Origin of the sequence: Klebsiella sp. K5-306, from assembly GCF_051835185.1 — a bacterium.
Classification (GTDB): Bacteria; Pseudomonadota; Gammaproteobacteria; order Enterobacterales; family Enterobacteriaceae; genus Klebsiella; species Klebsiella oxytoca.
In genome coordinates this window covers 442,865-465,989 of the sequence record NZ_JAIFJY010000001.1, presented here as the reverse complement: position 1 = coordinate 465,989, position 23,125 = coordinate 442,865, and the positions used below count along the sequence as shown (strand labels likewise).

Annotated in this window: 20 protein-coding genes and 1 pseudogene; 7 read left to right on the top strand and 14 right to left on the bottom strand. The window is 55.8% G+C overall.

Annotated features, from left to right (window positions below; genetic code table 11):
• Positions 1-31: 31 nt before the first annotated feature.
• Together K2184_RS02195 and K2184_RS02190 are read right to left on the bottom strand one after the other, a co-directional pair.
• Positions 32-2,437 carry a membrane-bound PQQ-dependent dehydrogenase, glucose/quinate/shikimate family gene (locus K2184_RS02195; protein WP_004113491.1) on the bottom strand — a complete coding sequence of 802 codons (2,406 nt, stop codon included), beginning with the start codon at positions 2,435-2,437 and terminating at the stop codon, positions 32-34.
• 323 nt (positions 2,438-2,760) lie between these two features.
• The gene (locus K2184_RS02190) at positions 2,761-3,672 is read right to left on the bottom strand and encodes a DUF535 family protein (RefSeq protein WP_032728369.1); all 912 of its coding nucleotides are present in this window, start codon (positions 3,670-3,672) and stop codon (positions 2,761-2,763) included.
• 311 nt (positions 3,673-3,983) lie between these two features.
• Between K2184_RS02190 and K2184_RS02185 the strand changes: the two genes are divergently transcribed.
• Both K2184_RS02185 and K2184_RS02180 read left to right on the top strand, forming a co-directional pair.
• Positions 3,984-4,124 (top strand): hypothetical protein, encoded by a 141-nt coding sequence (locus K2184_RS02185; protein WP_004102786.1) that lies wholly within the window; start codon positions 3,984-3,986, stop codon positions 4,122-4,124.
• Between the two features lie 272 nt (positions 4,125-4,396).
• Positions 4,397-5,707, top strand: coding sequence for an L-cysteine desulfidase family protein (locus tag K2184_RS02180; RefSeq protein WP_004102787.1), 1,311 nt, complete (start codon positions 4,397-4,399; stop codon positions 5,705-5,707).
• Positions 5,708-5,846: 139 nt separating this feature from the next.
• Here K2184_RS02180 and K2184_RS02175 read toward each other — a convergent pair.
• From K2184_RS02175 to K2184_RS02160, 4 genes and pseudogenes are all read right to left on the bottom strand, one after another.
• Positions 5,847-6,551, bottom strand: a pseudogene (locus tag K2184_RS02175) (hypothetical protein).
• A 63-nt stretch (positions 6,552-6,614) separates the two neighbouring features.
• On the bottom strand, positions 6,615-7,001 hold the full coding sequence (locus K2184_RS02170; protein WP_004113504.1) for a RidA family protein: 387 nt from the start codon (positions 6,999-7,001) through the stop codon (positions 6,615-6,617).
• A gap of 24 nt (positions 7,002-7,025) precedes the next feature.
• Positions 7,026-8,444, bottom strand: a complete 1,419-nt coding sequence (locus tag K2184_RS02165; protein WP_049128529.1) for a Na+/H+ antiporter NhaC family protein — start codon at positions 8,442-8,444, stop codon at positions 7,026-7,028.
• Positions 8,437-9,624, bottom strand: a complete 1,188-nt coding sequence (locus K2184_RS02160) for a trans-sulfuration enzyme family protein (protein ID WP_049128528.1) — start codon at positions 9,622-9,624, stop codon at positions 8,437-8,439. Before K2184_RS02160 ends, K2184_RS02165 begins: the two co-directional genes overlap by 8 nt.
• Positions 9,625-10,112: 488 nt before the next feature.
• On the opposite strand from K2184_RS02160, the gene K2184_RS02155 reads away from it, so the two are divergent.
• Together K2184_RS02155 and cspF are read left to right on the top strand one after the other, a co-directional pair.
• The gene (locus K2184_RS02155) at positions 10,113-10,283 is read left to right on the top strand and encodes a YnfU family zinc-binding protein (RefSeq protein ID WP_213799282.1); all 171 of its coding nucleotides are present in this window, start codon (positions 10,113-10,115) and stop codon (positions 10,281-10,283) included.
• A gap of 175 nt (positions 10,284-10,458) precedes the next feature.
• Positions 10,459-10,671 (top strand): cold shock-like protein CspF, encoded by a 213-nt coding sequence (cspF, locus tag K2184_RS02150; protein WP_017145721.1) that lies wholly within the window; start codon positions 10,459-10,461, stop codon positions 10,669-10,671.
• 47 nt (positions 10,672-10,718) lie between these two features.
• Here the strand turns inward: cspF and K2184_RS02145 are convergent, their stop codons facing one another.
• Positions 10,719-11,591, bottom strand: a complete 873-nt coding sequence (locus K2184_RS02145) for a LysR substrate-binding domain-containing protein (RefSeq protein WP_004102798.1) — start codon at positions 11,589-11,591, stop codon at positions 10,719-10,721.
• A gap of 106 nt (positions 11,592-11,697) precedes the next feature.
• On the opposite strand from K2184_RS02145, the gene budA reads away from it, so the two are divergent.
• From budA to K2184_RS02130, 3 genes are read left to right on the top strand one after another with little or no spacing between them, the layout of a single operon-like run.
• Entirely contained in the window at positions 11,698-12,477 is a 780-nt protein-coding gene (gene budA, locus K2184_RS02140) for an acetolactate decarboxylase (protein ID WP_163525485.1), read from the top strand.
• A gap of 10 nt (positions 12,478-12,487) precedes the next feature.
• Positions 12,488-14,167 carry an acetolactate synthase AlsS gene (gene alsS, locus K2184_RS02135; protein ID WP_004102803.1) on the top strand — a complete coding sequence of 560 codons (1,680 nt, stop codon included), beginning with the start codon at positions 12,488-12,490 and terminating at the stop codon, positions 14,165-14,167.
• 23 nt (positions 14,168-14,190) lie between these two features.
• A complete protein-coding gene (locus tag K2184_RS02130; protein WP_004113512.1) occupies positions 14,191-14,961 on the top strand; it encodes a (S)-acetoin forming diacetyl reductase in 771 nt (256 codons plus the stop codon).
• Positions 14,962-15,014: 53 nt separating this feature from the next.
• Here K2184_RS02130 and K2184_RS02125 read toward each other — a convergent pair whose 3' ends face one another.
• From K2184_RS02125 to K2184_RS02095, 7 genes are all read right to left on the bottom strand, one after another.
• The gene (locus tag K2184_RS02125; RefSeq protein ID WP_004102806.1) at positions 15,015-16,085 is read right to left on the bottom strand and encodes an ABC transporter ATP-binding protein; all 1,071 of its coding nucleotides are present in this window, start codon (positions 16,083-16,085) and stop codon (positions 15,015-15,017) included.
• A complete protein-coding gene (locus tag K2184_RS02120) occupies positions 16,078-17,847 on the bottom strand; it encodes an ABC transporter permease (RefSeq protein WP_070555914.1) in 1,770 nt (589 codons plus the stop codon). Before K2184_RS02120 ends, K2184_RS02125 begins: the two co-directional genes overlap by 8 nt.
• A 71-nt stretch (positions 17,848-17,918) precedes the next feature.
• Complete coding sequence (locus K2184_RS02115) at positions 17,919-19,007, bottom strand: ABC transporter substrate-binding protein (RefSeq protein ID WP_024274300.1); 1,089 nt, start codon at positions 19,005-19,007, stop codon at positions 17,919-17,921.
• 541 nt (positions 19,008-19,548) lie between these two features.
• Entirely contained in the window at positions 19,549-20,034 is a 486-nt protein-coding gene (locus tag K2184_RS02110; RefSeq protein ID WP_004102810.1) for a TlpA family protein disulfide reductase, read from the bottom strand.
• Positions 20,021-20,716, bottom strand: coding sequence for an ABC transporter ATP-binding protein (locus K2184_RS02105; protein WP_004102812.1), 696 nt, complete (start codon positions 20,714-20,716; stop codon positions 20,021-20,023). Before K2184_RS02105 ends, K2184_RS02110 begins: the two co-directional genes overlap by 14 nt.
• Positions 20,717-20,720: 4 nt before the next feature.
• Positions 20,721-21,851, bottom strand: a complete 1,131-nt coding sequence (locus K2184_RS02100; protein WP_108704964.1) for an ABC transporter permease — start codon at positions 21,849-21,851, stop codon at positions 20,721-20,723.
• A complete protein-coding gene (locus tag K2184_RS02095) occupies positions 21,841-23,124 on the bottom strand; it encodes an ABC transporter permease (RefSeq protein WP_004102819.1) in 1,284 nt (427 codons plus the stop codon). Before K2184_RS02095 ends, K2184_RS02100 begins: the two co-directional genes overlap by 11 nt.
• Position 23,125: the final 1 nt, after the last annotated feature.

The following is a 23,125-nucleotide window of genomic DNA, read 5'->3' as shown; positions in this document are numbered from 1 at the left end:
GGTTAGTTGCGTAAGAGCGAACCGGCTGCGGCTACTCTTCCAGCGCGAAGGCAATAATATCATCGCCCACGTCCGGCGAGTGGCTGGCGCCCCCGGCGGAGATCACCACGTACTCTTTACCGCTTTTTGGTGATTTATAGATCAGCGGAGCCGCCACTGCCCCTACCGGCAGACGAGCGCGCCATAGCTCTTTACCGGTAGCGGAATCCAGCGCGCGCAGGTAGTTATCCTGGGTACCGGCGAAGAAGACCAGTCCGGAAGCCGTGGACGTTGGGCCGCCCAGCGTCGGCATACCCAGCGGGATATGCATGTGCGTTTTCAGCCCCAGCGGACCGGTATCCTCTACCGATCCCATCGGTACCTGCCATATCAGCTGGCGGGTATTGAGGTCGATGGCGCTCATGGTGCCAAACGGCGGCGTATTACAGGGAACGCCCAGCGCCGACTGCAAGATATCAATCCGCACGCCGCCGTATGGCCCGGCAATTTGCGGACGCACGGTCCCCATAAAGCCGGGCACCTCGTCGGTGGAGACTTTGTATTTCGCCATATCCTCTTTGCGCACCAGCGACATTCTCAGCGGCATCCGCATATCATTGACGAACAGCGTTCCTGTACGCTCATCGATAGTGATACCGCCCCAGTTCATGCCGCCCAGCAGGCTCGGCCATTCGATGTACGGCTTCTCTGACGGCGGCGTGTACATACCCAGATAAGTCGACGCTTTGAAGTCGATACGGCACATCAGCTGATCGAACGGCGTCACGCCCCACATCGACTTCTCGGTGAGCGGCTCGACGCCCAATTGCGGCATGCCGGTGGAGAACGGCTGGGTGGCGGAGAGATGCTCGCCTTCCGCGCCGTCGTGGGCCACAGGTCGCTCTTCTACGCGAGTCACTGGCTTGCCGGTACGCCGGTCGAGCACGTAAATCTGCCCGGTTTTGGTGGTCTGGATCAGGACCGGAACCTCTTCACCCCGGTCGTTTTTCATATGGAACAGTACCGGCTGCGACGGCAGGTCATAGTCCCAGATATCATGATGCACGGTCTGGAAGACCCACTTCGTCTCCCCGGTGCTGGCATCCACCGCCACCACGGACGAGCCATATTTCTCTTTGGCCGCGTTGCGATCGCCGCCCCAGTAGTCCGGCGGACCGTTACCGGTCGGCAGATAAATCAGATTCAGCTCTTTGTCAAAGCCCGGCACCGTCCAGACGTTCGGCGTTTCGAGAGTGTAGACGCGCCCTTTTACCGGATCGGTCACGTTTTCCGGCTGGCCGACGTCCCACGCCCACACCACTTTGCCGGTACGGACGTCAAACGCGCGCACCACGCCGGAGGGTTCGCCGTGCACGATATCGCGCACCCAGCCGCCGAGCACCGCAATATGCCCCATAATCACCGGCGTTGAGGTCGGATGGTAGCGTTTGCTGTTTTCGGTATTGTCCATACCCTGTTTCAGATCAACGCTACCGTGGTCGCCGAAGTCATCGCACAGCTCGCCGGTTTTGGCGTTCAGGGCGATCAAGCGGGCGTCGACCGTTGACACCAGGATGCGCTGCGGACACTGCTGCAGCGACGGGCTGGCCTTCTCCTCTGCGCTCAGAGAATCATCACTCTGCGCATCCCAATAGCCAACCCCGCGGCAGGTGACGTGCTCGGCGGTTTGCGCGTGCGGGTCAAAACGCCAGCGCGCTTTACCGGTATCCGCATCCAGCGCGGTGACCACGTTCAGCGGCGTACAGGAGTACAGCGTATCGCCAATTTGCAGCGGGGTATTTTCATCGACGCCAATTCCGGCGCCGGTAAGCCGCCGGCCGGTATGGTACGTCCAGGCGACTTTCAGGTTTTTGACGTTTTGCGGCGTAATGTCCTCGTACGGCGCAAAACGGGTGCCGGAGGCATCGCGACCGAAGAACGCCCAGTTATCGCTTCTGGCAGCCAGGGTCGGCGTTTTGTCGTCGCTCGCTTTCACCACGCCGTTATGAATACCGCCGTGCGGGTAAAAGGCCGAGACCAGCGTCGCCAGCAGCACGAGGAAAATCGCCGAAGCGCTCCAGTTGGCGTAGCGTACCCGCGTACGCGGCATCGGCAGCGTCGCCGACAGCCACAGCGCCAGCATCAGCATCAGCGCAGGCACCACCAGTCGTGGGATCAGTCCCCAATAACTGAGCTGCACTTCATACAGCGCCCAGGCAAGGGTCAACAGAAAAGTCAGAATGGCAAAAGGCAGGACATATCGACTGCGGGCGAGATAGCCGACGGCGATAAGCAGATAAGCAATACCGGCGAGCAGATACCAAGCGCTGCCGCCCAGCGAGAGGAGTTTGCCCCCCCAGATGGTGAAAAAGAGCCCAATGCCAAAGCTCAGTAATACAAAGAGTAATCGGTAGACGGTGAAGAAAATTCCCCTTCCGCTACCTTGTCGTTCGTCCATATTTCATCCCATACGACGTCAGTCGAAAAAACCAAAACATCTTATATAAACAGCGCTTTATCAGACCGATAAGGGCACAGACCGCATATCATGTTGGTTGGACGCTCTCAGGCAGAGCGAAGAACGTAAGGAATTATATGTATTTGTAAAAATAATGTAAAACTATCACGCATGAAATGTTTAAAATTTTTTAATTTATAAAACTAATTTATCAGATGAAGCGGTTGTAAGGCTGAACGCGCGGAGTTGAGGCGAGGAAAGATGAAGGGCAAAACGATTGTCGACCCGCAGCCCCCTGCGGGTCGACAATCTTCACTTTATGCTTATCCGGCGTTACGGCAGAGGCAGATGTCGCCTAGCGCGGCGGCAAGATCCAACTGCGCCAGCTCCTTCAGACCTTCACGCTTGATAAACTGGCTACGGTGCTTACTTTTAACCTCTTCCAGGCTTTTCTTAATCTCGGTTGGCGGTAATTTATACCAGCCGCGTCGATGCTTCTCGCCGCCAATTTCCAGCCAAAGCTCAGAATAACGAGTTTTTACTCTGTCGCTTTTAACATGAAAATCACTGTCGATAGCATAGATCTCCTTGATATTGAAAAAGGCTAAAAAACCGTACAGCAGAGTGATAATTAAGTTTTTAGGACGGGTGCCGTAAAGCTCTTTCGTCAGCGCCTTCACCTCTTCATTATCGATATCTTTCCCTCCCTGAATACCGCCAATCCAGGCGCGGCCATCGTCAGTGCAGGAAAAACAGATACTGTAGACGCGTTTATCGCCAAGGAACATTAACAACATGAGCTCCCCTTCCTCCTGAAAAGGCGATGCCAGGAGCTTCACATCAATACTGCTACCGTTTTTCAGCGGAATGGCGATAAGCGTACGGCCAAAGTTCGCCATATCATACAGCTGCGGCAAGGCCTCGGGACGAAAGCTTTTTTCTATAAAATTCAAAGAGCCATGAGCGATATCGAGTTTCGCTCTTTTTGACATCTTTTTATTTAAATAGGCTTTAAAGGGTTTATCTTCAAAGTTAACCAACCCCTCGGTGGCTCCCGTTAATTTCGCGCAAGCATAGCTGGCGCATAATGTCTGATATTCTTTGTATTTCCCTCCGGTTAAAGATATTTCTCTGCATTTACGCAGTACCTTTTTATAGCTGAGTTTAACCTGACAAATAAATTTATTATGTTTCCGCCATTCTTTGACGGCGGCTACTGCGGTTGTCGATACCATTGACCATAATCCATAGATACATCCATAAGCACGGCAATATTAGCATAATCTTTACAAGTCAATGGCCAGTGTGGCGCTCGTTGTCGATTTGTTTAACAAATAGCGTGATAAACATTCAACAATTTGATGGCTAAAAATGAAATATCCGCTCAACTATTGTTTGTCGCCGCCCACGCCTTTTCTCGTCTCGCCTTGCGCAATAAAACATCCGCGCTTACCGCTATGTGCTACCGGGGCTCAGGCCGGGTGCATCCGCCTGCCGTTTTGCCTATACTTGCACACGGTCAACACTGAACTTAAATGGGTAACGCATGGAAATTGATCTCGATAACCTGGTTTTTAGCGGACTGGAAGAAGCGCAAGAGCGCAACGCTGAACGACTTGAAGATGCCGATAAAAAAGCGCAGGCCATTGTGGCCGATGATGACTGCGGCGACGCCTGTAAGATCTAACGACCAAACCGGCTACTCTGCCGGTTTTTTTATCCCGCCAGCGCAGCCCTCGCCATAAAGCCGTTTGCAACGCGCTTTTTAAAGAAAAATTTTCTCCCAAAGCGCTATTTTACAAATTGAACGTGCAACTTTTTTCTCTGCTGAGTGCGGTAATATTTTGATTATCGTTCCTGCGAGCCGCGCCGTTTTCTGGCCCGCAGGCGCAAATCAATGTCGAGGAGAAAGTCATCCCCTCGATGGCCATTTTTCTGCACCGCTCCAGAGGCTCAGTCATGTCACACCGGGAAAATCGTGCTAAATGGAACCTGTTTATTCAGGCATTAAAACAGGAAGTGAAACCCGCTTTAGGCTGTACCGAACCGGTATCTGTCGCCCTCGCCTGCGCCGTGGCGGCGCAGCAGCTCTCTGGCGCGATTGTGCGGATCGAAGCTGCGGTCTCGCCGAATCTGATGAAAAATGGTATGGGCGTCACCATCCCGGGTACGGGGATGACCGGCTTGCCTATCGCCGCGGCTCTCGGCGCTATCGCCGGCGACCCGCAGGCGAATCTGGAAGTGCTTAACAAGGCCACCCGTCGGGAAATTGATGCCGCCAGGGCGCTACTTGAGGTTGGCGCCGTGCGCGTGGTGCTACAGGAACCCTGCGACGAGACTCTGTACGTTCGCGCCAAAGTCTACGCGGGCGACCAGCATGCGACGGTCACCATCACCGGCGACCACACCAACGTGGTGGCGATTGAGAAAATGGGTGAGCCTCTGTTTGTTAAGGACGCAAGCGCGAACGCTGCTCCCGCCTGCGATCCGCTGGCGCAGGTCGCCCACAGTTCGCTGCGCGAGATCTATGATTTCGTTAGCGAAGCGCCTGCGCAGACGCTGGAATTTATGCTCGAGGCTGGCGCAATGAACAACGCCCTTTCAAAGAAAGGGCTGAGCAAAGAGTGGGGATTGCATATCGGCCCGACGCTAAAGCGCCAGGTCGACAAAGGACTGGTTTCCGATGATATGTTTAACGAGATCCTCTACCGCACCAGCGCCGCGTCGGATGCCCGCATGGGCGGCGCATCGCTGCCGGCGATGACCAACTCCGGCTCCGGCAACCAGGGCATCACCGCCACCATGCCGGTGGTCGTGGCCGCAGAGCGTCTTCACGCCAGCCAGCAGCAGCTGGCCCGCGCGCTGGCGCTATCACATCTGGTCGCCATTTATATTCACTGTCAACTTCCGCGGCTATCGGCCCTCTGCGCCACCACTACCGCCGGAATGGGTGCCGCGGCGGGGATTATCTGGCTGATGAACGGCAGCTTTGACACCATCGCCATGGCGGTTAATAACATGATTGGCGACGTCAGCGGCATCATATGCGATGGCGCTTCCGGTAGTTGCGCAATGAAAGTGTCCACCAGCATCTCTTCCGCCTGGAAAGCAGTTCTGCTGGCGCTGGATAATTCGGTTGTTTCCGGCAACGACGGTATCGTCGATCGCGATGTGGAAAACTCCATTCGTAATCTTTGCGCCATCGCCGGTCGGGCCATGCAGCATACCGACCGACAAATTATCGAAATCATGGCGCACAAGCGTTATTAGGTTTGACGCGGCGCTGGACGAATGGATGCCGGGCGTTGTCCGGCGGTAAAGCGTCCACTGCCCCTCCGCCGCAGCATGTAAAAAAACCACGCCGGCATGCACGCGCGGGCGTGGTTCGATTTTTGGTTAACGTCGTTGTTCAGACGCGAGGATAGTAAGCAAAGAGCGCCGGCGCGCCGCCGGTATGGACAAACATCACCGGCCCGCTGCCGGTGAAACGCGTTATTTTCACGCCATCGATCAGGCCCGCCATCGCCTTGCCGGTATAGACCGGATCAAGCATGATCCCCTCCAGCCGCGCCAGCAACGCCACCGCCTCCATCCCTGCGGTATTCGGCATGCGTCCCCGCGCTGCCGGAGGACACCACCACGGACTGCACACATCTGCTCGCACTGCTCCGCTATCTCCAGCGCGCACTCAACGTAGCCCAGCGACCCCAGCGCGTTTGAGCCGCCGACGGGAACAATATAGGGTTTCGCCCCTTCTGCCGAAAGCCGCTCGCTGAACTGCTGCAGCCGCGCATCCGGATCGTAAAGTTCTGCAACCCTTTCTGACTCGCAGCCCATCAGGCTAAACAGCAGATGGTTGCCGTTGCAGAGATAGTTAGGCTCCGCGGTTTGAATGGGATTCTCCAGCAGCGCTGCGCACTTCAGACCCATCTGCCGCCAGAAACTCTAGCTTTCTGAGCTTATTACCGCCCATGCCAGGATGCGAAATATCGTCACGTTTTATAGAGATATCGCGCTGCAAATATTCCGACAGCCGCTGCAGATGCTGAACGGGAGTGACGCCACCAACCAGCGCGACGCGCGCTAAGCTGTTGAGATAATGTTTTACCGACATAGCACTCTCCTTGATATAAAAACGGCGGCTAATAAGCCGCCGTTGAGCCGTCTTTCGCGTGAGTTATCCCTGCCAGGCGATAGCTTCAATTTCTACTTTAACGTCCTTTGGCAGCCGGGCGACCTCTACGCAAGAGCGCGCCGGGAAAGAAGCGTTACGCTGAGTGAAGAACGCCGCGTAGGCATCATTAATGGCGGCGAACTCGTTCAGATCCTTGACGAAGATAGTCATCTTACAAATATTGGCGACCGTCAGGCCGCCGGCCTCAATGATTGCCTGAATATTCTCGAGGCTCTGTCGGGTCTGGCCTTCGGCGCACTCGGGAATAGTGCCCGTTTGCGGATCGATGGGTAGCTGACCAGATGTAAAAATAAAATTTCCGCTGCGCACGCCCTGGATATAGGGGCCAATTGCCTGCGGCGCATTTTCTGTCGCGATAGCCTGAGTCATAGCAAATCCTTTAAGAATATTGAGTTAAAGAGTGAAGCCGACAATTAAATAAACAATGAGCGCCAGCCCGCCCGTCACCAGCGCATAAGGCAGCTGGGTGCGAATATGTTCAATATGGTCACAGTTGGTCGCCATCGATGCCACGATGGCATCACTGGAGATAGGCGAAGTCATATCACCAAAGATTGAGCCGGAAATCGCCGCGCCGATCATAAAGTGCGGATCGATGCCTAAGGACACGCCGAGCTGGACGCCAATTGGAATCATGATGGCGAAGGTTCCCCAGGAGGTACCGGTGGCCAGCGACATCACCGCGGCAATCAGGAAGATAAAGCCGATCGAAAAGCCGGATGGAATAACGCCGGAGGTTATCGAAGCAATATACTGTCCGGTATTCAGTTCCGCCGAAATATGCCCCATCAGGAAGGCCAGAATCATGATTGAGCTGATTTTCACCATACTGGCGTAGCCGATATACAGCTCTTTAAAAAAGTTTTCTACGTTCAGAATACCGCGCAAGCGAAACCAGATAAAAGAGACGACGGTGCCAAACATAACGCCGGAGTAGACCGACATGGAGCCGCTGCCTTTGGAGAATTGTCCCTCGCCGGTGATATATAGCACTACCGGCACCATAAGTACGGTGGAAAGGATTGGAATAAAGAAGTTGAGCAATGAGTTGCAGGCCGGATGGTCAATCACCGGGTCCGCTTCCTCTTCGCCATGCTCTTGTTCTATTTCCGTCTGGACCGTTTCAAACTTAACCTCCGCCTTTTTCATCGGCCCCCAGCTACAGCCGGAGAGGATATAAAAAAGCACTGAGGCTAATGAAAACCAGGCCATCGTATTCCAGACCATCGAGCTTGCCAGCACTTCAAATGGCTCGCCGGTCAGGTAGCCTTGCGCAATCTGGACGCCGATAACCCCCATCATCGCCGCTCCCCAGCCGTTGATCATCACCGACGAGCAAACGGACACGCAGGAAGTCTGGATAATATAGGACATCTTTTCCGGCGAGACTTTATAGCGCCGGGCAAGGTTTTTCGTTGATGCGCCGGCAATCAGCTGGTTTATCGAACTCTCGATAAAGATTAACGATGTCACCACCATCGCCAGTAGCTGGACCGACTTTTTATTGGTGACGAAATCATTTTTCTCCGAAAGAAACTGCACCAGCTTTCGCACGCCGCCGGTGACCACAATCAGCCGCATAATGCCGCCGATCATCACCATAAAAATAATCGTTCGCGCATTACCGGCGGAGGCAAAGGTTTCAATAATTCCGTTCAGCGTGCCGGCAACGCCCTGGATAATGCTGTGGTGAATCACCGCATAGCCGACAAAAATACCGGTAAGCAGAGAGAGGATCACCTGGCGGGTCAGAATCGCCAGAATAATGGTGACCAGCGGAGTAATTATCGTCCAGATGCCATAATCATGCATGATGGTTATCCTGTTTGAGGTCCATAGCGGCGAAGGCAATATCCAGGTCCTGGAGTAAGTCATCGATATGTTCAATGCCGACGGAGAAGCGCAGAGTCGTGTCATAAACGCCGATCGCTTCCCGCTCCTCTTTTGACATCGAACCGTGGGACATTGAGGCCGAATGGTTAATCATGCTCTCTACCCCGCCCAGCGATTCCGCCAGCACAAAATAGTGCAGACCGCCGATAAAGCGTTTCAGGCTCTGCATGTCTCCCTTCAGGGTCGCGGTCACTACCGCGCCGCCCGAACGCATTTGCTTCTTGCATAGCTGATGCTGAGGGTGCGACAGCAGCCCCGGATAATAGACGCTGGCAATCGCCGGATGGTTTTCCAGATATTCCGCCACGCGCAGGGCATTACTGCACTGACGCTCCATGCGCAAATCCAGCGTTTTCATACCGCGCAGGGCAAGGTAGGCATCAAAGGGCGAGGCAATAGAGCCGATCGTTGTTTTAATAAAATCGAGCCTCGAGGCGAGCACTTCATTATTGGTAATAACCGCGCCGCCTATTAAATCAGAATGTCCGCCAACATATTTACTGGTGGAGAGCATGACCATGTCCGCCCCCATTTCAAGCGGTTTATGGTTCCAGGCGCTGGCAAAGGTATTATCAACGCAGGTGGTAATGGCGTGTTCTTTAGCAATACGACACACTTTCGCGATATCGACCAGTTCAAGTAATGGATTGGTCGGCGTTTCAATCCAGATTAAGGCGGTATTTTCCCGAATATTCGCCATCAGGCTCTGCTCATCGTTCAGATCGATATAGGAAATTGTGGCGCCGGTGGTGTGCGTTTTTAATTTCTCAAACAGCCGCCAGGTTCCGCCGTAGACGCCCTTCATCGCAATAATGTGTGCGTCTTTGGGCAATAGTTCCATTACGATATTGGTGGCCGCCATTCCCGATGCGGTAGCGGTGGCATATATCCCCCCCTCCAGCTCGGCAAGTGCGGATTCATAAGCTTTACGCGTTGGATTGGAAACCCGGGAATAACAAAAATCGCCGCCTTCATAAAGGTTAGGCTGGATAAAAGAGCTGGCTGTGACAATCGGGGTAAATATAGCGTTGGTTACCGGATCGGATTGGCTTCCAGCATGAACGGCCAGGGTAGCAATATCTTTAGTTCTGGTTTTCATAGGATATACTCAAACTATTATTAGTCATAAAATATCGTGAGTTTTTATTTACGTGGTCAGCGAAGTTGGCACATAAGACTGCCGCCAAAACTCCGTTTAATAGCCAAAAAATAAACGGTCATATAATCATCAACATCGTGATTTGCGTTCTTCGACCACCATTAAAATGTATATTAGGCGCGGAAGAAAATCTTACCTATTTTCCCTCTAATCCGCGAATAATGGAGAAAATTGTTCTCTGCGCGAAAAAATCACCCACCATTAACTGATTGATAAATAAAACATTGACTTTAAAGGGTGATGTTAATCACAAAAATATGGGGGAAAACTTACTCTTTAACCGCCTGCGGCCACGAAACGATTTTTCTCATACTGGTGCCAGCGATAGGGTTCCTGAGTTCCCTCATTTACGCGCTATGCAGAATGAGTTAGAGCTATTTGCGGCGCAATGCTGTATGGTCGTAAGCCCTTAACTCAGGAAATATCATATGTCAGAACGCAAAGACGCTAAAACTCGCCGTAATTATCTCGTAAAATGCTCCTGCCCTAACTGCTCTCAGGACTCAGAACACAGCTTCAGCCGAGTACAAAAAGGTGCTCAACTCATCTGCCCCTACTGCCATAAATTTTTCCAGTCCTCTGCAAAAACCGCTGCTTAATTATCCCTTGTCAGAAGCCGATTATTGCGCATGATTGCACAATAATCAGCCAGCGCTGATGGCGTTTTTTTGGCAAAGTAAAAGCCCGCAAGCGCGGGTTTTATTTCGATTTGCATAGACTTCCCACTCACTTACTGTATAGTCGTGCCGGTTTTCATATTTAAAAGGTATTTATTTGTTCCAAAAAATGACAGGTATTGTCAAAACATTTGATAATAAAACAGGCAAAGGCCTGATCATCCCCTCCGATGGTCGCAAAGACGTACAGGTTCATATTTCCGCACTATCGCCCGGCGAGCCAACCACAATCAGCCCCGGCATCCGCGTCGAATTTCGTCGAGTCAACGGACTGCGTGGCCCGACCGCCGCCAATGTTTATCTTTCTTAAAACACAGTATAAAACGTCAATAGCTGCTGAATAAGTCACCTCGCCGGTTAAAACATGGCCAGGAAATGCTTCACCGTGCGCGAACGCTCGTAGCGTCGCCAGGCGATAGCAATATCGGTTTTTAGCGGCGCGCCCGCCAAAGGGTGGTAGCTGACGCCAGGTAGCGTGATGCAGGTCATCGACTGCGGCACCAGCGCAAAGCCGAATCCGGCTTCCACCATGCTGAGCGACGACGATATTTGCGATGACTGATAGGCTCGCTGCACGTCAATACCGGCGCGCAGATAGCTGTTGAACACCAGCTCATACAGGCCAGGGGCCACTTCGCGCGGAAAAAGAATCGGCGCCACGTCGGTAAGCTGCTCGAGCGCGAGTTCATCGCATGACGACAGCGGATGCGAACGCGCCAGCGCGATCACCATCGGCTCCTGATCGATAATCCGCAGATTAAAGGCTTTACTGCTTTCACAAGGCAGGCGTACAAAAGCAATATCCAGCTCCGCTTCGCCAAGCGCACCCATCAGCGTCGCCATATTGCCCTCGATTTGATGCAGCGTTACCGCCGGGTAACGTTGTTGGAACTGCTGCAGCAGGCTAAAGATCTGCGGATGGAAGGCATCAGAACTGGTAATGCCCAGCGCCAGCCGACCGTTCAGTCCGCGGGCGATCCCTTTCGTCTTTTCGAGCGCCGCATCGCTCAGGGCGAGGATCTGGCAGGCATCCTCATAGAACGACTCCCCCGCTTCCGTTAGCTCAACGCCGCGCGTTAAACGGCGGAAAAGCGGCGTGCCAATTTCCCGTTCAAGCCGTTGAATTTGTTGGCTTAAAGGCGGCTGTGAGATACCAAGTTCTTTTGCCGCTTTAGTGAAATGTCGCGCCTCGGCGACGGCGACAAAGTAGCGCAGATAACGAAGTTCCATATCGAAAACGTCTCAAACAAGCATAGATTCTATATTGGAACTGTGAGCTGAATCGCGTCAACATTTATTTAACCTTTCTGATATTCGTTGAACGAGGAAGCGGGTAATGAACTATTCTGCTGAATGCTCTTGTGAAGAGAGCCTGTGTGAAACTCTACGAGGGTTTTCCGCGCAACATCCCGATAGCGTCATCTACCAGACCTCTCTGATGAGCGCGCTGTTGAGCGGCGTTTATGAAGGCAATACCACCATCGCTGATTTACTCACCCACGGCGATTTTGGCCTGGGAACCTTTAATGAACTGGACGGCGAGCTGATCGCGTTTAGCAGCGAGGTATACCAGCTGCGCGCCGACGGCAGCGCCCGTAAAGCCCGAATGGAACAGCGCACGCCGTTTGCGGTGATGACCTGGTTTCAGCCGCAGTATCGTAAAACGTTCGATAAACCGGTGAGCCGCCAGCAGTTGCACGACATTATCGACCAGCAAATACCCTCCGATAATCTCTTCTGCGCCTTGCGCATTAACGGTCATTTTCGTCATGCGCATACCCGCACCGTACCGCGCCAGACCCCGCCCTACCGGGCGATGACCGACGTGCTCGACGACCAGCCGGTATTCCGCTTCAACCAGCGCGAAGGGGTACTGGTCGGCTTCCGTACCCCGCAGCATATGCAGGGCATTAACGTTGCCGGCTACCACGAGCATTTCATCACCGATGACCGTCAGGGCGGCGGTCATCTGCTCGATTATCAGCTCGACCACGGCGTGCTGACCTTTGGCGAAATCCACAAATTGATGATTGACCTTCCTGCCGATAGCGCCTTCCTGCAGGCGGATCTGCACCCAGACAATCTAGATGCCGCCATTCGCTCAGTCGAAAACTAAGGAGATTCTCGTGGATAATCAACATCAACCTCGCCAGTGGGCGCATGGCGCCGACCTGATCGTCAGCCAGCTGGAGGCCCAGGGCGTTCGCCAGGTCTTCGGCATTCCGGGGGCAAAAATCGATAAGGTCTTTGATTCGCTACTGGACTCCTCAATTCGCATTATCCCGGTACGCCACGAGGCCAACGCCGCCTTCATGGCCGCTGCGGTTGGCCGCATCACCGGGAAAGCGGGCGTCGCGCTGGTCACTTCCGGCCCCGGCTGCTCCAATCTGATTACCGGTATGGCCACCGCTAACAGCGAAGGCGATCCGGTGGTGGCGCTGGGCGGTGCGGTAAAACGCGCCGACAAGGCCAAACAAGTGCACCAGAGTATGGATACGGTGGCGATGTTCAGCCCGGTAACCAAATACTCGGTGGAAGTCACCGCATCCGATGCGCTGGCGGAGGTCGTGTCTAACGCATTTCGCGCCGCCGAGCAGGGACGGCCGGGAAGCGCCTTCGTCAGTCTGCCGCAGGATGTCGTCGATGAGCCAGTCCACGCCAGGGTGCTGCCCGCCAGCGAAGCCCCGCAGACCGGCGCGGCCCCGGACGACGCCATTGAGCGAGTGGCGAAGATGATTGCCGTGGCAAAAAATCCGGTATTCCTGCTCGGTCTGATGGCCAGCCAGACGGAAAACAGCGCGGCGCTCCGCGAATTGCTGAAAAAAAGCCATATCCCGGTCACCAGTACCTATCAGGCCGCCGGCGCGGTAAATCAGGACCACTTTACGCGCTTTGCCGGACGGGTTGGGCTGTTCAATAACCAGGCCGGGGATCGGCTATTGCATCTCGCCGACCTGGTCATCTGCATTGGCTATAGCCCGGTGGAGTATGAACCGGCGATGTGGAATAACGGTAACGCCGCGCTGGTGCATATCGACGTACTGCCCGCTTATGAAGAGCGCAACTATACCCCGGATATCGAGCTGGTCGGCGATATCGCTGCCACGCTGCACAAACTCTCCGGGCGTATTGACCACCAGCTGGTTCTGTCGCCGCAGGCCGCGGAGATTCTTGTTGACCGCCAGCACCAGCGGGAACTGCTCGATCGCCGCGGCGCGCAGCTAAACCAGTTTGCGCTTCATCCGCTGCGCATCGTTCGCGCCATGCAGGATATCGTCAACAGCGACGTAACGCTGACCGTCGATATGGGGAGCTTTCATATCTGGATCGCCCGCTATCTCTACAGCTTCCGCGCTCGTCAGGTCATGATTTCCAACGGTCAACAGACCATGGGGGTGGCACTGCCGTGGGCGATTGGCGCCTGGCTGGTGAACCCGCAGCGCAAAGTGGTTTCGGTTTCCGGCGACGGCGGTTTCCTGCAATCCAGTATGGAGCTGGAGACCGCCGTAAGGTTAAAAGCTAACGTCCTGCATATCATCTGGGTCGATAACGGCTACAACATGGTGGCAATTCAGGAAGAGAAAAAATATCAGCGGCTATCCGGCGTTGAGTTCGGCCCGGTGGATTTTAAAGCCTATGCCGAAGCCTTCGGCGCCAGAGGGTTCGCGGTCGAGAGCGCCGCCGCCCTTGAGCCGACGCTGCGGGCGGCGATGGACGTCGATGGCCCCGCCGTGGTCGCCATCCCCGTCGATTACAGCGACAACCCGCTGCTGATGGGCCAGCTTCATCTCAGTCAACTACTTTGAGTCACTACAGAAGGAATCCAGCAATGAAAAAAGTCGCACTCGTGACCGGCGCAGGCCAGGGTATTGGTAAAGCTATCGCCCTTCGCCTGGTTCAAGATGGCTTTGCCGTGGCCATCGCCGATTATAACGATGCCACCGCACAGGCGGTTGCTGACGAAATTAACCAGCACGGCGGCCAGGCGCTGGCGGTGAAGGTCGATGTCTCGAAACGCGATCAGGTTTTTGCCGCCGTTGAGCAGGCGCGTAAAGGCCTTGGCGGTTTTGACGTGATCGTTAACAACGCCGGGGTCGCGCCCTCTACGCCTATCGAAGAGATTCGCGAGGACGTCATTGATAAAGTCTACAATATCAACGTTAAAGGCGTTATCTGGGGCATTCAGGCCGCGGTAGAAGCGTTTAAAAAAGAGGGGCACGGCGGCAAGATCATCAACGCCTGCTCCCAGGCGGGCCACGTGGGTAACCCGGAACTGGCGGTCTACAGTTCAAGCAAGTTTGCCGTGCGCGGCCTGACGCAAACCGCCGCCCGCGATCTGGCGCATCTGGGAATTACCGTTAACGGCTACTGCCCGGGGATCGTCAAAACCCCCATGTGGGCGGAAATTGACCGTCAGGTTTCCGAAGCGGCGGGCAAACCGCTGGGCTACGGAACCCAGGAATTTGCGAAACGCATTACCCTCGGTCGTCTTTCCGAACCGGAAGACGTCGCGGCCTGCGTCTCTTATCTGGCCGGTCCGGACTCCAACTATATGACCGGTCAGTCGCTGCTGATCGATGGCGGTATGGTATTCAGTTAATAATAAATAAGCTCTGACATGGTTTGCCCCGGCCTCAGCGCCGGGGCTTTTTTTCAGCCTTTCGGGAAGATCCACAGATCGTTGACGGGCAAGGTAAGATGGCAACGTTCGGCATCGCGCAGTGCGCTACCGTAGGCGCGAATAGCGAAATCATCGCCTTCGGTGCGAAACAGATACTCCCAGCGGTCGCCGAGATACATACTGGTCAGCAGCGCTAATTCCAGCATGTTCTCTTCAGGCGAGGAGGCTATGCGCAGGCGTTCAACACGAATGACCGCCGTTGCTTCCGCCCCCACGCTGACCCCTTCCCCGGCCATTCCCCACAGTGCCCAGCTGGCGCCCTCAATGCGCGCCCGACCGTTATCCAGATCGGTGACGGTGCCGTGCAGCCGATTATTGCTGCCCATAAACTCGGCGGCAAACAGCGTTCTCGGGCTGCCGTACATCTCCTGTGGAGTTCCCTGCTGCTCGATGACGCCGTTATTGAGCAGCAAAATGCGATCGGAAATCGCCATCGCCTCATTCTGATCGTGGGTCACCATCAGCGCCGACAGACCCAGCTTGACGATCAGCTCGCGCAAAAAGACCCGCGCCTCTTCCCGCAGCTTAGCGTCGAGGTTCGACAGGGGTTCATCCAGCAGAATGACCGGCGGGTTATATACCAGCGCCCGGCCGATGGCCACGCGCTGCTGCTGTCCTCCGGAGAGCTGATGCGGGTGGCGATTGCCAAGATGCCCCAGGCCCAGCTGATCGAGCACGCTCTGCACCCGCTGTTTGATCTCCGCGGCGGCGACCTTACGTAGCCTGAGGGGGTAAGCCACGTTCTCAAATACCGTTTTGTGCGGCCACAGGGCGTAGGACTGGAACACCAGACCCAGGTTACGCTCCTCCGCCGGAATTTCACTACGCGGGTTGCCGTCATAAACGCGGGTTTTACCGATAGCGATCGTGCCGCTGGTGGGCTTCTCCAGCCCGGCGACCGCCCGCAGCAGCGTGGTTTTTCCGCTCCCCGATGGGCCGAGCAGCGAGACGACTTCCCCCCGCCTCAGCTCCATAGATACGCCCTTCAGTACCGGGTTATCGCCGTAGGTCAGGTGCAGGTTTTCTACCGATAATTCAATCATGTAATTTCACTCCAAAGCGCAGGGCGATGCCCAGACCCACGACCACCAGCAGGATATTAATAAACGAGAGCGCGGCGACGATATCGATAGCCCCCGCCGCCCACAGCGACACCAGCATCGAACCGATAGTTTCCGTTCCCGGAGAGAGCAGATAAACCCCGGTCGAATATTCGCGCTCGAAGATAAGAAACATCAGCAGCCAGGAGCCAATCAGGCCATAGCGCGACAGCGGCACCGTGACGTGGCGGGTGATCTGCCCGCGCGATGCGCCGGTACTGCGCGCCGCCTCCTCCAGCTCAGGCGCCACCTGCAGCAGCGTCGAGGAGATGAGCCGCAGGCCGTAGGCCATCCAGACCACGGTATAGGCCAGCCAGACGCTAAAAATGGTATTACGCAGCGCGCGCAGCTGAACAATCAGATGGTCGCGCAGCCACTCAGCCACCGGCAGCGCCGAGAGCCAGCCGTTTTTCAGCGACTGATCCAGCCACATCGGCAGAAACAGAAACACCCACAAAAATGCCAGCCCGGCCAGCAGCCCCGGCACCGCACGCGGCACCAGCACGCTGTAGTCGAGAAAGCGCGTGACGTTATCCGGTTTGCGGTGCATCGCGATGCCTACGAACAGATAGCAGACCACCGCCAGCGCGCCGCCGATGACCCCAATCGCCATAGAGTTAACGATGGCGCGCAGCAAATTCGGCTGCTGCCAGATGTTGCGGAACGTCGCCAGCGAGAGTTCATCCCACAGCGGAACGCCAACCCCCCAGTTCGAAATAAAGGCCCGCAGCGCAACGCCGATCAGCGGTACGCCGATGGTAACCGTCAACCAGGCCACCACGACGATACCGGCGACCCAGCGCCATTTCCCCAGCGGCAGCGCCCGGGCCTGCGATGCTTTCCCCTTCATGGTGACAAAGCGGTTGGCGGTACGCATCAGGCGGCGCTGGAGCATCACCAGCGGAATGGTGATGCAGATCAGCACCACCGCCACCGCTGCCATCAGATGATAGGAAGGCGTGCCGAGCTTGTTGGTCAGTTTATAAAGATAGGTGGCCAGCACCATATTGCCTTCCGGGTCCCCCAGCACCAGCATCAGGCCGAAGACTTCCAGGCCGAGAAAAAACAGCAGTACGCAGGCATAGAGTATGGACGGCCGTACCATCGGCAGGCTCACCGAGGTCATGACCTGCAGCGGCGATGCGCCAACCGTTCGCGCCGCTTCTTCCACATCCGAACCGACGCTGCGCAGCGCGGAAGAGATATAGAGATAGGCGTGTGGAACGTGCGTCAATCCGGCGATCGCCACGATGCTGAACATCGAATAGATATTCCAGGGCACAAAACCGATCAGCTGCTCGACCCACTGCGAAAAGAAGCCTACCGGTCCCGCCGCCACCACGTAACCAAAGGCCAGCACCATCGGCGATACGAAAATCGGCACCAGAATCAGCGGCTCAATAATCCGTCTGCCGGGTAAATCGGTGCGCACCATTAAAAAGGCGAGGATCCCGCCGAGAGGAATGGCGATCGCCACCAGGCCGAAGGCGAGAATAAAGCCGGATTTTAGCGCCAGATAAAAATCCGGATCGGTAAAGATAAATTCGAAGGCCTCAAGGCTAAATGCCTTCGAGCGGGCAAAAAAGGGTGCCGAGAGAAAGCTCTGCACCACGATAAATAGCAGCGGGACATAAATGGCCAGCGCCGTTATCAGGACAACAATTCCGCGCGGCAACCCCTGCCACTTTCGGCGTAAGATATTCATAAGCGATCCCTTTAAACCTGGCGGGTATCATGTGGGCTGCGCATCCTGAAAAGATGCGCAGCGCCGGAGGGTTATTTCGCCGCGGCGGTGCGCCACTGTTTGATAAATTCCAGGCGTTGTTTCGGCTCAAGATACGCCAGCAGCGTTTCATCGACCGGAATGGGCTTCAACGCGCTGCCGAGCATTTTGGTCATACCGTCGATATCATTTTTACCTTCGATATCATTGCGCAGGGAGGGAATATCGGCCTGGTTCGCCAGGATGCTTTGCCCCTTTTCCGAGAGCACGTAATCAAACCACAGCTTCGCCGCATTCAGATGCTCGGCTTCTGCGGTAATAAACGAGACCCGCGAGAGCACCAGCACATAATCTTTCGGGTACGAGATACCCAGCGAAGGGTCGTTTTTCGCCCGCGCCTCCGCGTATGAACCGAGGATGTTGTAGCCAATCAGGTTTTCCCCGGAGGAGACGCGCTCCATCATCGTCCCGGTGGACGATTGCACGGTCAGCCCGCCTTTCGCCATTCCCGCCAGGTCGTCAAAGTAGTGAGCATCGGCTTTACTGTCCTGAACCGCCAGCATAAAACCCAGGCCCGATTTTTCAATATCGTAGGTAGTGACCTTGCCCTTGAACTTATCAGCCTGACTGGCGATCAGCTTCGCCAGCGCGGTGTGCGAATCAGGAACATCCCCTTGCGGGATCAGGCGCTTATTATAGATAAAGACCACCGGTTCATAGGTGGTGCCGTAGGCTTTTTGCTGCCAGACCGCCCATTTCGGCAGCTTATCTTGTTCCGGGGAGGCATACTGCTCCGCATAATCGGTGGCAAGCTTCAGCGCCGTATCCATTGAAGAACTCCAGACCACATCGCCGCTTCCGCCGCCCGCTGCCTGCTCGCTGATATAACGGTTGTACAATTCGGTACTGTTCATATCGTTATATTCAACTTTAATGCCGGGATATTGCGCTTCAAAACCTTTAATTAACGGACCTGCGGCCTTAGTATCCGTGGTTGAGTAAATCACCACCTTGCCTTCTTTAATCCCCGCATCCACGACCTTTTGATAATCCGCCGGATAGCCCTGAGGGAGCGCAGCAAAGGCCTGACCGGAGAATATGGCCGTCAGTGAAATCACTAAGCCACTAATTTTCATATACATAAAATCAACCTTTAAGCATCATTTATTGAATGTAAATTTAACATATAGCGTGACGTAAGAACCTTGCAACGCCTGGGAATGTTTTTTTACGGCTTTTGTGACGCTGACGTAATTTAAATGATGGTGATTGAGATTTGGCAAAAGCCTAAAACGTTGAGGTGATGAAATATTAAGAAAAGATTAAGTTTTTCTGTTTTTAAACCTGCCGAATAAGGCATTCTTAAATAAACGAATAAAACTTGTTGGCGCAGGACGCGGTAAATCGCTGACTTCCATATCATGAATGGCAGCGGCTAATAGCCGACGCTACGGAGTCAGTATGTATAAGCGAAAACTCCCGGGTCGCGGCTGACGCCTTATCCGGGCTACGGGACCGCTGACGGTGTGAATCCGTAGTCTGGCTAAGCGCAGCGCGGGCCGGGTGAACGCTAAGCCGGTGCATTTGGCTTCACACCTGTCCCGGAGGCGGTGCTGACGCACCTGTCCGGGCTACCGGCCCGAGAACCTGTAGCCCAGCTAAGCGCAGCACGAGCTGGGGAATTTACCGTTGCGCCAGCTGGCGCAAAACCGTTCGTAGTTCATCGGGCTTACGCATCCCCTGATGCCAGTCCAGCACTCTACCGTCGCCATCAATTAATATTGATGTTGGCGTACCGATAACCTGATAACGCTCCTGAGTTATTTTCAGCCGATCGCGCAGCACCGGATAGCTAATCCCATGCTTCGCCAGCAGCGGCGCGATATCCACGGTATCCGGATCGGTATTCACCCCCACCACCACCAGCTTATCCGGCCAGCGCTGGCTGAGCGCCTGTAAGGTATCCATCTCTGCCAGACAGCCGCCGCAGCCTGCGGACCAGAAATTAAGATAGACCGCCTTCCCTCGCCAACGATCGAGGCTGACCGGCGACTCCTGTAAATCGAATGCCGCCAGCGCAGGTGCCGTTTCGCCGCGAGCCAGCTTCTCTTCTTTGCAGCCGCTAAGCAGCGCCAGCGTCAGAAACAGCATCACTTCAGGCATGCGCATGATGATTCACCTCCTCGCCGAGATACTTTCCGTGCTGCAAACGCACGATGCGGTCAGCGAATTGACCCAGCGCCGGGTTGTGGGTCACCATCACAATGGTTCGCCCCTGGCGGTGTAAATCGGTCAGCAGATCCAGCACCCGCTGCTCGTTCTCTTCGTCAAGGTTACCGGTCGGCTCATCGGCAAAAATAACCGGCGGCTCGTTAACCAGCGCCCGGGCAATGCAGACGCGCTGCTGTTCCCCGCCCGACAGCTGGCTCGGTAAATGGGTCACGCGATGCTCAAGTCCCACCTGAGCCAGCACCGCTCTGGCGGCGCTCTCATCCACCACGCTGTGGTAATGCTGCGCCAGCATGATGTTTTCCAGCGCCGTCAGAAACGGGATGAGATGGAACTGCTGGAAGACGAGGCCAATTTTCTGCGCGCGAAAGCGACGGCGCCCCTCTTCATCCAACGCCGCGGCGTCGGTGCCATCCAGGATCACCTGTCCTTCACTGGCGGTATCCAGACAGGTAAGAATGTTCATCAGGGTCGTTTTGCCGGAACCGGAGGCGCCCATGATGGCAACAAACTCGCCGCGTGCGATGCGCAAATTAATATCCTCCAGCGCCGTAACTTCCCCGAACCGCTTATATAAATGACGCGTTTCAATCGCCATTTGACGCAAAGACGTGACGGTCATGGCGTTACTCTCCTTTCAGCACTTTCGCCGGTTCGACGCTCACCGCACGCCGCACCGGAACAATGGCCGCCAGCAGGGCGACCAGTAAAGACAGAACCAGGGTCAGCGGCAGCACCGGCAGACGCAGCGAGATGCTGGCGTTAAACACCGTTAATCCCAGCAGCTGCGCCAGCAGATAGCCCACCACCCAGCCGCAGACTACCGCCGCGAGGGTAATAATGCTGGTCTCCAGCAGCATCTGGCGGGTAATATCGCCGTTGCTGGCGCCCAGCGCTTTTTGCAGCGCAAACTCTTTCGCCCGCTCACCGACAATCGCCATCAGGGTGGTGTTAACGCACAGGGACGACAGCGCGAGGATCACCATCGACACCAGCCCCATCAGCCCCTTAATTTTATCCAGCACCTGCCCCTCGGAAGCCGACACTTTGCGCACCGGACGAATCTCAAGGTTCGGGTACTGATGCTGCAGCTGGCTGGCATAGCGCTCCACCTGGCCCAGGTCATTGCTGACGCTAAGCAGCCCGTGACTGATCGCGCCGGGCTTTTGCAGCCAGGACTGCGCCACATCGAGGCTGACGATCAGCATATTGTCGGTCGCGTCCCCCGCCTCTACGATGCCTTTAATCAGCAGCGTCTTACGCCGGCTATGGTCTACCAGCGTCACGCTATCGCCAACATTCAGTGCCAGTCGCTGCGCCAGTTTGACGCCAATCATCGCGTTGCGATCGTCAAAGCTGACGCCGATCCAGCTGCCGTTGACCTGCCAGTAAGGCACCAGCTTTTGCAGCGACTCAAACCACACCCCGACCATCACTACTTTCTCCAGCTCAGTACGCGCCGTACCGTACAGCCACGGACTGGCGCCGTGAATCAGGCCCGCCGGCGCGCCATCAAGAATGGCCTGAAGCTCCGGCTGCGGCATGCTGGCGCCGTGGCCCGGACCAATATAAAAATTGGCGCCGAAGGTGCGCAGCTCTTCGCTCATTTTGCTATTGATATCGAACCACACGGCGGAGAGTGCGGTCACGATGGTCGCCCCTACCGCCAGCGCGGCAAACACCACGCTGACCCGCTGCATTCTCAGCCGCAGCGCTCGCCACACCAGCAGCCACAGCATGTCGCGCTTAGCGGCCATATAGCACCTCCACAGGGTAAAGACGAGCGATCCGGCGGGCCGGGAACCAGGTACCGATTAAAGCAATCAGCACCGCTATCACCAGCACGCAGGGCACCACCACCCAGGCAAAATTCAGCGGCGTAGCAAACAGCATCAGGCCAATAGCCTTTGCCAGCCCCCAACCGGCGATACAGCCCAATGCGCCGCCGACCAGGCCGCCCAGCGCCGCTTCAAGGTAAAACAGCAGCAATATTTGCCACTGGCGGGCGCCCAGCGCTTTCATGAGACCAATCTCTTTGGCGCGCTCCATAATCGTACTGGTCATCAACGAGGCGATGCCCATCGCCGCCGCAGCCAGCGCGGCCAGAGTCACCACCCCCATCAGCAGCTGAATTTTGTCGATAACCACACCTTCCGAAGCAGCAACCTGCCAGACCGGACGCACCTCGGCGCCGGAAATGGCCTCTTCCAGCTGGTGGGCGATGGACGATACGTAGGCGGTGCAGTACCAGAGATCGTACTCTTCGGCATTCAGCGCCTCGAGATCCTCACGGGCACGGCGCGACAGCTCGTTCTCCGGTACCGTCAGCGCCGAGACGCGGATCGCCTGCACTTTTCCCGGTAGACCGAGCAGCTGCTGCACGACGCTAAGCGGCATCACCAGTTGGTTATCCTCATCGCCGCCGCTGGACAAAATACCGCTCACCTGGACGTTCAGCACCCTATCCGCAACGTTGAGGACCAGGCGATCGCCGGGCTGCCAGCCGTAGTTTCGCGCCAGCGCGTGACCGACCAGCGTTTGCGGCGTCTCGCCGACCGGCTCCTGCGGCCATGCGCCGGTCACCTGCCAGAAGGGGCTGACCGTCCGCTGTCCGGTCTCGTACCCCTCTTCATCCGGGATACTGACCGGCTGGCTAAAAAAAGTGCCCAGCACGCGAATATCCTGTCCTGCAACGTTTACCTCGCCACCGAGCATCGGGGCAAAGCCAACGATGTTATTGCGCCAGAAAATATCTTTGATGTTCGGCAGCTCGGATTCATCAAGAAAGTCGTCGCTGGCCAGCGGGTTGCTTTGCTCGCTGAACAGCGCGGGCAGCGCCGCCTGCCCGGCGGGCTCAATTAAAATATTGGCGCCGTAGGATTTCAGCTCGCGGGACATCTTGTCGCCGATATCGATAGAGACCGCCAGCAGCGCCGAGATCAGGCTGGTCGCCAGAAACACGGTCAATACCGCCAGCGCTTTGCGCCGCAGGTTGCGCCCCCACGACTGGTAGATCATTCGCCACAGCATG